Source organism: Sphingobacterium puteale (genome assembly GCF_050986225.1).
Lineage (GTDB): Bacteria > Bacteroidota > Bacteroidia > Sphingobacteriales > Sphingobacteriaceae > Sphingobacterium > Sphingobacterium puteale.
Window position 1 is genome coordinate 4,897,633 of record NZ_CP158959.1, and the last position, 13,055, is coordinate 4,910,687.

13 protein-coding genes are annotated in these 13,055 nt (G+C 39.6%); 4 read left to right on the forward strand and 9 right to left on the reverse strand.

From position 1 onward, the window contains the following. Positions 1-113: 113 nt before the first annotated feature. The 3 genes from ABTV71_RS20815 to ABTV71_RS20825 form a co-directional block, all read right to left on the reverse strand. Positions 114-812 carry a response regulator transcription factor gene (locus ABTV71_RS20815; RefSeq protein WP_077438378.1) on the reverse strand — a complete coding sequence of 233 codons (699 nt, stop codon included), beginning with the start codon at positions 810-812 and terminating at the stop codon, positions 114-116. A 102-nt stretch (positions 813-914) separates the two neighbouring features. Beyond that, on the reverse strand, positions 915-2,573 hold the full coding sequence (locus ABTV71_RS20820; protein WP_121122313.1) for a sensor histidine kinase: 1,659 nt from the start codon (positions 2,571-2,573) through the stop codon (positions 915-917). A gap of 9 nt (positions 2,574-2,582) precedes the next feature. Beyond that, the gene (locus ABTV71_RS20825) at positions 2,583-4,424 is read right to left on the reverse strand and encodes a prolyl oligopeptidase family serine peptidase (protein WP_433900910.1); all 1,842 of its coding nucleotides are present in this window, start codon (positions 4,422-4,424) and stop codon (positions 2,583-2,585) included. Between the two features lie 183 nt (positions 4,425-4,607). Here ABTV71_RS20825 and ABTV71_RS20830 point away from each other — a divergent pair, with 183 nt between their 5' ends. Then, positions 4,608-4,898 (forward strand): DUF4286 family protein, encoded by a 291-nt coding sequence (locus tag ABTV71_RS20830; RefSeq protein WP_433900911.1) that lies wholly within the window; start codon positions 4,608-4,610, stop codon positions 4,896-4,898. 34 nt (positions 4,899-4,932) lie between these two features. Here the strand turns inward: ABTV71_RS20830 and ABTV71_RS20835 are convergent, their stop codons facing one another. The 6 genes from ABTV71_RS20835 to ABTV71_RS20860 form a co-directional block, all read right to left on the reverse strand. Further along, positions 4,933-5,340: a DUF983 domain-containing protein gene (locus ABTV71_RS20835; protein ID WP_433900912.1), complete on the reverse strand. Its 408-nt coding sequence runs from the start codon at positions 5,338-5,340 to the stop codon at positions 4,933-4,935. 30 nt (positions 5,341-5,370) lie between these two features. Then, entirely contained in the window at positions 5,371-5,634 is a 264-nt protein-coding gene (locus ABTV71_RS20840) for a hypothetical protein (RefSeq protein ID WP_433900913.1), read from the reverse strand. Between the two features lie 27 nt (positions 5,635-5,661). Continuing rightward, on the reverse strand, positions 5,662-6,363 hold the full coding sequence (locus ABTV71_RS20845; protein WP_121122321.1) for an RluA family pseudouridine synthase: 702 nt from the start codon (positions 6,361-6,363) through the stop codon (positions 5,662-5,664). A 137-nt stretch (positions 6,364-6,500) separates the two neighbouring features. Further along, on the reverse strand, positions 6,501-7,505 hold the full coding sequence (locus ABTV71_RS20850; protein WP_121122323.1) for an MlaD family protein: 1,005 nt from the start codon (positions 7,503-7,505) through the stop codon (positions 6,501-6,503). Positions 7,506-7,510: 5 nt separating this feature from the next. After that, positions 7,511-8,284: an ABC transporter ATP-binding protein gene (locus ABTV71_RS20855; RefSeq protein ID WP_108635701.1), complete on the reverse strand. Its 774-nt coding sequence runs from the start codon at positions 8,282-8,284 to the stop codon at positions 7,511-7,513. Positions 8,285-8,290: 6 nt separating this feature from the next. Further along, a complete protein-coding gene (locus ABTV71_RS20860) occupies positions 8,291-9,049 on the reverse strand; it encodes an MlaE family ABC transporter permease (RefSeq protein ID WP_108635700.1) in 759 nt (252 codons plus the stop codon). Between the two features lie 257 nt (positions 9,050-9,306). Here ABTV71_RS20860 and ABTV71_RS20865 point away from each other — a divergent pair, with 257 nt between their 5' ends. From ABTV71_RS20865 to ABTV71_RS20875, 3 genes are all read left to right on the forward strand, one after another. Beyond that, positions 9,307-10,830, forward strand: coding sequence for a DUF6600 domain-containing protein (locus ABTV71_RS20865; protein WP_433900914.1), 1,524 nt, complete (start codon positions 9,307-9,309; stop codon positions 10,828-10,830). A gap of 257 nt (positions 10,831-11,087) precedes the next feature. Beyond that, positions 11,088-12,269, forward strand: coding sequence for a nicotinate phosphoribosyltransferase (gene pncB, locus ABTV71_RS20870; RefSeq protein ID WP_121122327.1), 1,182 nt, complete (start codon positions 11,088-11,090; stop codon positions 12,267-12,269). After that, entirely contained in the window at positions 12,262-12,963 is a 702-nt protein-coding gene (locus tag ABTV71_RS20875; protein WP_121122329.1) for a class I SAM-dependent methyltransferase, read from the forward strand. The genes pncB and ABTV71_RS20875 overlap by 8 nt, the downstream gene beginning before the upstream one ends. Positions 12,964-13,055 lie beyond the last annotated feature (92 nt).

Here is a 13,055-nt window from a genome sequence, read left to right on the forward strand (position 1 = left end):
TTTCTACATTTAAAAAAAGAAACAAGACCATATTACCCTCTTCGGGTAACATGGTCTTGCTTTCAATCTATACGAAGATAATAATTGTTTTCAACAAAACAAATTCTTATCCATCAAATCTCTTCTTCATCAACAAATTTATAGCCCAATCCGCGTACTGTCTGCAAATAATGCGGTTTGTCAGGATTTGTTTCTATCTTCTTCCGCAGACGTACGACGTGCATGTCCAGCGTCCGTGTATTCACATTGGAGCTATAACCCCATACCACTTCCATCAACTCCTCACGTGTGATCTCCCTACCTAAGTTTTGAAGAAAATGTAATAAGATTCTATTCTCTAAAATAGTTAATTCGACCTTTTTACCATCCCGTATCAAGGAATGGATATTTGGATGGTGTTCTGTCTGTCCAAACTTGTAGATTTCGGGGCTGTTCTTGGGCAAGAAAAACTTCACCTTATTATCTATCATTGCGATCAACACGTCCATATTAAACGGCTTGCTAATATAGTCTGTCACACCAAAGCTATAAGCTTCAATCTTGTCCACATCCTGGGACTTGGCTGTCATCATAATAATGATATTCTCAAATCCTGCTTTACGGACATCCTCGCAGATCTCGTTACCTTCTTTTCCCGGGAGCATCCAATCTAAGAGGACCACGTCCGGTCGTTTCTCCAAGATTAAACTTTCTGCTTCATTCCCATTTCCGCTTTGGATGACTTGATAGCCCTCAGATTCTAATCGATGTTTTACCAAGAAACGTAAGTTCTCATCATCTTCAATAACAGCAACAGTGATGTCTTTATTCATAAGTAAATAATTTGTCTTTTAAATGTCTTATGAAATATCCAGTTTATAATTATAAGTTTACAAGCTTTCTAAACATGGATATTTCATATTTAAATTTAGTTTTTAAACCGGAAATACTAACGTGAAGGTAGTGCCTTGCCCCAATTGGCTTTTTACCGTAATATCTCCACCAATAAACTCAGTGATCTCCTTACAGAAAGCCAAACCTAAACCAATACTTCCTTGCTGATTATATTGACTTTTTATTCTATAAAACTTTTTGAAGATATTGTTAAACTCTGCCTTCTCTATCCCAATTCCTTCGTCCTTAAAAGTAATAACAAAATTCTTCTTATTTTGTTGTATCGCAATATCCAAGATTTTATGCCCATTTTTCGAATATTTGTAGGCATTGTCTATCATATTTTGAAATACACTGCTCAATAACACCGGATCGGCAAGCATCGATGTTCTTACATCAATTTTTGTGCTAATTTTGAAGTCAGCATATTTTATTCTTGAGGAAGCAACCAAATTTTCGGTAAATTCCTCCAAGTCTACCTCCTCTTTATTTAATTTGATGGTTTTATTTTCAATTTGACTAAATGACAATAATTTATTCATCAGATTATTGAGCCGGTCAGCTTCCTGATCCAAAATATTACCATACATCTTTCGCTCCTCATCGGATAAAACTTGTGCACTCTTGATGTTATTTCCAGCAATTTTTATAACGCTTACAGGCGTCTTAAACTCATGGGTCAAATTGTTGATAAAATCATATTGCAATTTAAAAAGTCTCCCGTTAATTTCTAAATTTCTATAAATTAAATATAGAATAGCGATCAAAATAATATAAATCAAGGATATACCTCCCAATACGGGCCAAAAACTACGGTTTATTTCCTTCGAGAGAAAACTTTTACTTGATCTAAAGAGCAGTTTATAATCTGCCAAAGCTCCTGGTAAAGGCATTTCTGTAGAAATTTCATCGTTCTCGGGCGTAATCGGTGCCCCTACCAAGGGGACGATCTCCACTTTTTCGTAGAGATTGGCATAACTATTTTTTACCTCCAGAAACATTGGGTCGATCTGAAAATTGAACATGTCCTGTTCATAGCCGACAGTATGGTCCAGATTACCCTCCATAATGGCTTTATAAACGATCAAATCATTGACCCTTGGTATATTTAAATAGGTAATCTGTCCGGGTCTGATCGTATAGAATACCTTTAAAATATCCTTGTCAGAAAGTTTAGCATTCGGCTGCAACTTGTCAATATAAGTAGCGAGCTTAACCCCAATGTTATTGATTTCCTCCGAATGCAGCCCCATCTGACCACGGTCACGGATCGTATTTTTGTTCAGCCCCGAGCGGGATACCGTAAAAAAAGTAATGGTCTTAGGCTGAATTCTCAAATTATTGACTATAAAACCGTAATTTAAATTATGATCATTGTTAAATTGTAAATCAAAAAAACCGATTTCGCGCACAAAAGGATAAGAACTTAAAATACTGTAGGCATATTTTCCGGCTTGTACAGAGTCCAAAAAGCCCTGATAAAACGAGACCTCAGGAATTCTATTTTGGAAAAAGTCATTGAAAGGAACCAAGGTCTGATCAAAAATTTCCGATTTCCTATTGGTAAATTCATTCTTTATATGGGACTCGGTATAGCTTCTGGATAGAAAAAGCGCAAAAATATACAAACCACTGATGACGATGAAAAACATCAACAATAGTCCGTAATTTTTTCGATAGCTGTATTTCTCTGCTTTCATATAATGTCCCTAGTCCGCTAGATATTTTGCCAAAAATCGCTCCAGTTCATTATAGTAGCCAAATATATTCTCATCTTTTTTAAAAGTTCTGTCTTCATCTTCCTTCAGGAAATATTGCACAGGAACATGGTTATTCTTCAGTTTCTGAACAAATTGGTTTGCATCTGTCACCGAACTAAATCGATCTTTGCCCCCTTGGACTAACAGTACAGGAATCCGTACCTTATCCGAATGAAAAACAGGAGATATATTTTTAAACAGCTCCGCTTCCCGAATAGGATTCCCTACGATCTGATACATTTTCTGCACATAGGACTTAAAATACGGTGGAATATCCCTAAAATAGGTAAATAGATTGGTATATCCTGAATAAGAAACAGCACATTTATAAAGGTCTGAATTGAAGCAAGCAGCATGTAATGCCGAATATCCCCCAAATCCTTTCCCCACAATGGCCACACGATCTTTATCGGCAATCCCCTCTTTGATCAGCCATTTTACCCCGTCCGTAATATCATCTTGAATTTTCCCACCCCATTCCTTAAATCCAGCAGTCCAAAACTTCTTTCCAAACCCTGTTGAGCCCCGATAATTCATCTGAAAAACCAAATATCCCCTGTTGGCTAAAAATTGTGCTTCATTGTCAAAACCCCATACTTCGCGTCCATTGGGACCATCGTGCGGCAGTACCACCATCGGCAGATCTTTTCGGTTGGAATGTATAGGATAGGTCAAATACCCTGAGATCGTCATGCCATCTCTCGCTTTGTAGGTAATAAATTCATTGGGAGCCAATTCCTTACTTTTGAGATCCGAGTTATTGTCGGTTAATTTGGTCAATTTTTTTGACCTAAAATCGTAAAAATAAATCCCGCCGGGATTCACATCTGTATAGGTTTTAATAATGACTCTCTCTCCCGAAACATCGGTATTGAGTACCTGGAATTCAAAACCATCAATTTGCTTAGACAGTTCATCATATTTCCGTTTTGTTTGTTCGTCAAAAAAATGCCGGCTCTGTCTCGAAGTTGTATAATTAACAAACAACAAGCGGTTTTGCTCCGGGAAGTAACCTCCGGGACTTACATCGACCTCTTTATGGCTATACAGCTCTCCCAATTCCCTTTCGTTGACCAGATCATAACTAATGAGAGCCAGCTTGTCACGATTTATATTTGAAAGTGCATAAATAATACGGTCTGAACTATCCTTATATCCCAACGGAGTGAAACTACTCTCGACATCACAGCGTATAATCTCCTTAAAAGGTTCTTTCTCAGAAACCCGAAAAAGAACTGATTGCTGTACCGAATCATTTGCTATTGCTAAACGCACCTGCCCATCATTGGAAGCAATCCAAGAACTCATATTACCGGGGTTTTGTAAAATCAGTTCCCGGGGTCTTCCGTCCAAATAAATGCGATACAGATCAAAAAACGAGGAATCACGGTCATTGATTCCAGCAACAAAACTATCGCCGTTGGAAACCATCGGATGAACCCACCTGAATCTTGCACGGGCAGGTTTAATTAATGGCCAAATCTTTTCTGTGTTGATGTCCACAGCATATAAACGTAAACTATCCTGGGCAGATTGCTCGGTCAAAAAGGAAATTTTGGAATCGTTATTCCAGACAAAGGATTTTACATTGATATCATTCTGATAAGTGAGCTGCTTGGAGCTGTCCTTCTCCATCAAATCTATCAAATAGATATTTTTGCAATGATTGTCCATACCGATATAAGCAATGAACCGGCCATTGGGAGAAATTTTAAAATTTGATTTTTCAGGTGTGGAAAAGAATTGATTAATGGGTATAGGGTCAACCTTATGTTGTTGGCACCCTAACATAGTCAATGCACAAAAAAATAAAACAGTCCAAAATTGCAACCTCATAATCCCGAATACGTCCTTATCATTTAACCCAAATATTGTAATTAAATACCAAATTGCAGCCAATGCAACCTTATTTTTACAAGATATAGTAATTAAACGTAATATTCAAAAATAGCGCATAAAACCGTATTTTTGTTTATGTTTTTATACAATGTATCTGTTATAGCAGAAGAAACAATCCATCACGAGATCGTTTCCTGGATTGAAGATAATATCGTACAATCCCAAAAATTTCGAGTGCATCTTCTGGAAATGCTCCAGTCCCCGCACGAAGGAATGACTTATTGTATTCAAGTCGTCCTGCCTTCCGAAGAACATATCACGGATTTTCAGCAGGTGCATTTGATACCATTACAACAACTTATTTCGGAGTCGTACAAGGATAAAGTTTTCCTTTTCGACAGTACAATGAAATACTTAAAAAAATAAAGAGCTTTTTAGCTCTTTATTTTTTTAAGTATTGTTATTTCTTCTTATTATCCTGCGCCTCTTTATCTTTCTCTTCTATTTCCAAAGCGAGCTCATAGCGAGGTTCATAGCTTATTTTTGGCGTTAAAAAATGTAATAGGATCAAGCGGGAATACCTGAAATTAAAGGGAGCGAAAACTAAGATGGTCACAGCCAGACCTCCCAAATAGAACCAAGGCGATTCACTTCCCGTCAAAATCGCAATAGCAACAGACACTGACACAATTTCAGCTACCGAAAGTGCATAGCTAACATACATTGCTGCATAAAAATAGCCGGGCTCGACCTCATATTTAACGCCACAATGTGGGCACACTTCATTCATATGCTGCTTCCGCAAGCTGTATACCTTTCCTTCAAATACATTTCCGACATGACATTTAGGACATTTGGAATGTATCATTGCATGAAATTTAGATGTCGGCATTGGATTCTACTTTATCTCGTTAACAAACTTTTTGGTTGGCGGATTCTTTTTTCGGTATTTTTTAAACCATAGATAGCCCAGTCCTGCAGCGGCCAGATAAGGAATCACCAATAGAAATAAGATACCGTCGTTCAACCCCTTTCCCTGCATATTGCCTTCTTTGGTAGAATTTTCGGCATTCAATGTACACATGGCACACTGTGCTCGGGAAATAGACACCATCGAGCAGCTTAAGGTAAATATTAAGAGTAGATATTTAAACCATTTCATAGCCCAAAGTTACTGAAAATTTAACGATTAGCGTACCAATGCTTCAAATTTGTCCCAAAAACCATCTTTCGGCAATGAAGCCTCCAATGTCATCCGCTCTTTTTTGATGGGATGCATAAACGCCAACGATCGCGAGTGCAAACAGATACTTCCCAATGAACTTCCTCTTGGATATCCGTATTTGTTATCGCCGACAATAGGGCAACCCATCGCCGCCAGCTGTGCACGAATCTGATGTGTACGGCCTGTAAGAGGTTCAACACGTAACAGGTAAAATCCGTTCAACTCACCTATCACCGCGTAATCCAATTCAGCATAGGTACCGCCCTTCACTTCACGTGGGAATGCCTTGGTGACTCGCGTCTGTCTATTTCGAATTAACCAGTTGATCAATTTACCTTCAGCATTTCGCGGACGTTGGCGCACAATGGCAAAATAAGTTTTCTTTACCGTGCGATCTTGAAAGAACTTATTCATACGCTCAAGGGCTTTGCTCGTTTTCGCGAAAAGAATCATACCGCTAACCGGTCGATCCAAACGATGGATAACCCCAACGTAAGCATCATTGGGTTTATCATACTTCTTTTTCAGGTAGATCTTTACCATGTCTTCCAATGAAAGGTCTCCGGTTTCGTCAACTTGTACAATATCCCCTGCCCTTTTATTGATTGCTATCAGATGATTGTCTTCAAAGATCACCTCTTTATCCGTAATTTCAGGTTTATTCATTTCCTCTTAACTAAAAGTCATTCAAACGTTCACTATAAGCCTAAGTTTCGTTTGAAAACCCATATGGTTTGTTATTTATTAAAGAAAAAAAGGCTCTACGCAAGCGTAAAGCCTTTCGATAATATGTTTACGACAGTTTACTGTGCACTATCTGCCTTAAGTAACTCGGCTTTCTTCGCATTTTCCTTCATTTTTTTCTTAAAGAAGCCGCGTAGCAGGAAGTTATGTTGCAAGGCTTCCATATTCTCATCCAACTTTTCGGTACTTGAATTCAAATTGTTAATTGCCGACTTAATCTGGTTAGCGGAAGCAGGATCATTCAATAAGACACCTACAGCATTATCCTTATCGTTCAATCTGCTCGAGGCGTTATTCAAATTATTGATCAATGCATTTGCGGTCTGCGAAACGCCCTGCAATTGAGCAGCAGATTGACGTAAATTGGAGAATATCGCCGTATCTGTGGTCAGATCATGGATCAAACCTCTGTTGCTGTTCAACGAATTTGTCAATGTAACCAAGTTTGCCGATGCCTTGTTCGCATTGTTCATTGCCGCACTGATGGACAATAAACTCGCACGTAATGTATTCACCATAGCCGTATCGGTCAACATCGCACCGACCATCCCCTTGCCATCTGCCAATCCACGTGATATCTCGACAAAGTCTGTGGTAATCTTAGCCAGGTTTTCGTTATTCACCTGCAATGTCTCCATCATAGCTTCCATATCTGCAGTTTTGGCGGACCGCAGGAAGTCACCTGTTTCTACAGTAGGTGCATTTTGAGATCCCCCTGAAATAACAACAATTTTATTACCGATCAGTCCATCGGAGCCTAATTTCGTGACTGCATCCTTACGGATATATTCTGCAGATTTCTCTTCAATAGTCAAAACAACTTCGACATCCTGTACACTTTTAAAATGAATATTTTTAATAATGCCCACCTTAACTCCAGAAAACCACACATTACTTCCTACTTTCAATCCTGCAACATCAGGAAATGAAGTGGTGATCTCGATGTTTCTTGTAAATTTCTTCTGCTGACTGCCTAAAATAAAAATCCCGGCCAAAAGAATCAATACGCCTAAAAAAACAAAAATACCAACAATGATAGCTCTTTTATTTTCTGCCTTACTCATGTATATTATAGAATAAAATTATAATTATAAAACGCCCTTACCCGTGCGTCGTCTGTATCAAAAATTTCCTCAAAAGACCCCTGTCTTTCAAATTTACCGTCCAGTAACATCACAATACGATCACCGACTTCTTTTGCACAGGCCAAATCGTGTGTAATAATAATTGACGAAGTCTTATACCGCTCCTGAACCTCATTAATCAACCCATTAATATCCAAACAGGTAATCGGATCCAAACCCGCCGTGGGCTCATCGTACATCATAATCTCCGGCCTAAGGATTAGCGTACGCGCTATACCAATCCGCTTACGCTGACCTCCGGACAGTTCAGATGGCATCTGGTTGATTGCCTGAGATAAGCCTACCCCATCCAACACCTCTTCCACTGCATAATTAATCTCAGACCGTGTCAGCTTCCGTTTATTTCTCACCAAAGGAAACTCCAAATTCTCACGAACCGTCATACTGTCATAAAGCGCGCTATTCTGGAAAGAAAAACCTATTTTTAATCGTAATTCACGTAGTTGACGATCGTTTAATTCAGTAACAGATTCACCCAATACATCAATTGCACCCTCATCGGGTTTCAATAAGCCAGAAATCAACTTAATCAGAACCGACTTACCGGTACCTGAACGACCTAAAACAACAAGGTTTTCTTCCTTATATAAATCTAGATTAACATTCTTCAGTACATGGTTATCTCCAAAAGACTTACTTACATTTCTGATTTCAATAACAGATTGAGAATGATCTATATTTAATTTCGCTTTTTCCATATACCACTATCCAAAGAACGACAAAACCTGAACAATAATTATTTCCTCAATAAATACAAGGAACATTGAAGCGACTACAGCAGCGTTGGCAGCTTTACCTACCCCCTCGGTACCTTTTGAAGAAAAATAGCCGCAATAGCAACTAACAGCTCCAATGGTAAAACCAAATATCACCGCACGCAATACCATAGCCCCTAAATCTTTGAAAGCAATGGTCTCAAAAACCTGCGTAAAAAAACTTAAAAAACTCAAGTCATCTTTACTCATCATACTGAGGTAACCACCCAAGAGACCAATACCGGCCACATAAAAACAGAGGACTGGAATACCGATGGTTGTAGCTAAAATTCTACTTACAATCAAATACTTATAAGGATTCGTACCGGACACCTCCATGGCATCGATCTGCTCGGTCACATTCATCGAACTTAATTCAGCGCCGATCTGTGACCCCACTTTACCTGAGGCGATCAAAGCTGTTACGAGGGGGGCCAAAGCCCGAACAATTGCAATGGAGATCAAGGATGGCAACATCGAAGTTGCACCAAATTCTTCCAACGAAGGACGAGACTGTTTTGTAAAAACAAAGCCAACGATAAATCCGGTTAAACTAATCAAAGGCAACGACTTATAGCCTATCTCATAGCATTGGCGTATAATTTCCTTGAATTCGTATGGTGGTGTTACTAATTCGCGCCAAAACCGTAATAAGAAACGGTGAATGTTCGCGAATTCTAGAAAAAAAGTCTGAAGTTTTTTAGCCATTTAAAAATATGTCTATGTCAAATCAATGTGTCATAAAACACCTTATATACTCAACAAACACGTAACAATTCGAGCGGTAAAGGTAAATAAAAAATATGTATCTAAAATTGTCGTTTATGTAAAAAGATCATCAATTTGACTTTTATATAAAAAAAATCAGATTTATAGTGTACCGATTAAACCATTTAATACGTTATGCTGTCATAATAACAACGACAATCGCATAGAGTTTTGTCATACTTTAAAATATTACGAAGATGAAAAATTTAAGGCATATAAAATATTGGGCATTGGGTCTGATCGCAGTTGCTTCTTTCACAAGTTGCACAACTTCCATGGCTCAAAGAGGAGGATACAACACAGGATATAACAATTATAACAATTCCGGTGTTTCATTTCAGATGTTCTATGATGAGCTTTCACCTTACGGGCAATGGGTCAATGATCCAAACTATGGATATGTGTGGATTCCGGATGCTGGTCCCGACTTCCAACCTTATGCAACCAATGGCTATTGGTCAATGACGGATTATGGCAATACATGGGTCTCCAACTACGATTGGGGTTGGGCTCCTTTCCACTATGGTCGTTGGAATTACAATGACCGTTACGGCTGGGGTTGGGTTCCTGACTATGAATGGGGGCCAGCATGGGTAAACTGGCGTCAAAGCAATGATTATTATGGCTGGGCTCCATTAGGTCCCGGCATGAATATCAATGTTTCTGTCAATATCCCCATGAACTTCTGGACCTTTGTTTCAGTCAATCATTTTATGAACCGAAACATGGATAGATATTATGTGAATCGTCGAAATTATAACAGCATCTATAATAGAACTACTGTTATCAACAATACGACTATCATCAACAATAATTACTATGTCGGTGGGCCGCGTCGATCTGATATCGAACGTTATACAGGCAGAAGTGTTACGGTCAATCGGATTACCAATGCGGACAGACCCGGATCTGCACGCAGCAGCAACAGCCGTACAAGGACAAATGAAATCAGTATGTACCGTCCGACTGTAGACCGCAACACACGTTCATCTGCACGTCCGGCCAATGTCGTCGATGCATCGACCCGCACACGTAATAATAATAGTGCGATATCGGACCGCAACAACCGTGTCATTTCCAATCGGGATAACATCAATTCCAGATCCGGAAACCGGGAGTTATATATAGACAATAGTGGTAATGCCTCGGTCAGATCACGTAATGATGCAAACAGCAACGGGTCTACACGTAGCTCTGCTGACAATAACAGTAGAACGAGAGACAATGGTACAACCAACAGAAATAATAGTGGAACAACTCCCAATTCAAATAATTACGATTTCAGAACACGATCGGGCGGACAGTCGAATCCAACAAATAATAATACCCCTACTTCTACCGGTAGAACCAGACAGGGAACCACTGTTGACGCCAATTCTTCACGCGGTTCGCAACCAACAACGACACCGCAAAGAAATGGTAACTATGAATCGGGTAACAGCAGAACTCGTTCTAGCCAGCCCGTATACCAACCTGCTCAACCGGTGCAAAATAGGAGCTATGAGACAAGCAACAGTAGAACGCGTTCTAGTCAGCCTGTTAACCAAGCTACTCAGCCAGTACAAAATAGAAGCTATGAGAGCACCCGTACTAGATCCTCGGCTCCCGCAGTGGATAGATCAGGTTCGGCACATAGCGGTAACTCTTCAGCGCCAAGATCAAGATCATCTGAAGGCTCTAGCCGTTCAGGCAGCGGTTCTGAAAGAACACGTACACGATAATAGATTAAATTTAGGATAAAAAGCGGGTCAGTGAATCACTAACCCGCTTTTTTTTAATCCGGTCACTTGTTGATTCTTCTTTTATTCTCTTTAGACTTCAGTAAATTTCCTTTGCTCCCCTAGTCATCCCATTAAAAATTTCTGGCGCTATTCGCGCAGCCATTGAACCGCGAAAGTTTTATTTATGATGAACAATCCACACAATTTCATGTTAATTAGTAAATTTACAAACTCAAACAAAAATCAGATTAATAAAGATGGCTTCATTCACCTCTATATTAGATAACGACTTTTATAAATTCACGATGCAGAATGCGGTAGTTAAGCTCTTTCCTAAGGCAAAGGCGCGCTACCACTTTATCAATCGGGGCCATCACAAGTTTCCGGAAGGGTTCGACGTCCTTTTGAAGGAGGCTGTAAACGAAATGGCAGACTTACGGCTTACCAAAGCTGAAAAAGCCTTTTTCGCGAGAACCTGCCCATACATCGACCCGACCTATTTTGATTTTCTGCAAGGTTATCGTTATGATCCCGATGAAGTTAAGATCACACAGGATGGGCCTGATTTAGAGGTTGTCATCGAAGGGTACTGGTATCGGACTATTCTCTGGGAGGTACCGTTAATGTCGCTTATCTGTGAGCTTTTCTATGAATCACAAGGCTTAATCCGTGCATCAGATGAGGAAGTCATCGCCACGGCCAAAGACAAAATTGAAAAATATAAAAAACTCCATATTACCATCGCTGATTTTGGCACCCGTAGAAGGCATTCCTATGAAGTTCACGATCTGGTTGTCCGTACATTAAAGCAATACGGAGAAAGAACCTTTATTGGAACCAGCAACGTTCATCTGGCCATGAAATATGAAACCAAACCCATTGGCACGCATGCACACGAATGGTTTATGTTTCACGCCGCTAAATATGGCTATAAAATGGCTAACTTGCTGGGGCTGGAACACTGGTCTGATGTCTATCGGGGCGACCTTGGGATTGCGTTATCCGATACCTATACCACCGAAGTTTTCTTTCAGCAATTCGATAAAAAGCTCACCAAATTATTTGACGGTGTACGACACGACAGTGGCGACCCGCTGGAATTTACGGACAAGGTTATTGCGCATTACAAGAAAAATGGCATAGATCCGCTGTCAAAGACAATTATATTTTCCGATGGGCTTGATTACGATAAAGTTGAGCGCATAGCGAATTATTGCGAAGGTAAGATATTACACTCCTTTGGCGTTGGCACCAACTTTACCAACGATGTAGGACTTAAGCCCATGAACATCGTCATCAAAATGACTGACGCCCTCCCAGAAGACGATCAATGGACACCTGTCATAAAACTTTCAGATGAGCCCATGAAACATACTGGTGACGAGGATTCCATCTATATCGCAAAAAAAGTATTAATGATTGATAATGACAATGTATAGAGACGTATATGGCGAAGCTTTGGATGATTACTTTGTCCATCAAGAAGAGAAATTCCCTTTAACACTACATACGAGCTATGGCGACCAAGAGGAAATGCCTGTTGAAGTTTTCTTTAGGGATGCCGACGATTTTCCGGAACTGGAGTTCATTGGATTATCGCTCTGTGATGGACGGGTGTTGGATGTAGGAGCAGGAGTGGGTGGCCACAGCCTATATTTACAAGAAAAAGGATTTGAAGTCGATGCCTTGGAAATATCGCAAACAGCCTGTCATATTATGCAGCAACGTGGGGTACAACGTATTATACATGAAGATTTTTACGAGTACAGTGGACAACGTTACGACACGCTACTGTTTCTCATGAACGGCGTTGGTATCGCTGGCGACCTTGAAGGGTTTAAAAGACTATTACACCATAGTAAAGAGCTCCTCACTGAAAAGGGACAACTTATTTTTGATTCTTCAGATATCGCTTATCTCTATGAAGATTATAAGGTCAAAAAGCCTCCCTACTATTTTGGAGAGATTCAATATCAATACGAATATAAAGGACAAAGGGGCATTCCCTTCAAATGGCTGTATTTAGATCAGGATAAACTGATCAACATATCCCATGAACTGGGCTGGGTAGTCCAGATTTTATATGAAGATGAAAATGATCAGTATTTGGTACGCATGGAACCGAAAAAATAACAGACCTATTTCAGAACTTTAGGCACAACTGAAAACGCATCAAAAAAAACCTTAAATACCTGTTCGGTAGTTAAGGTTTTTTTTGATGCGTT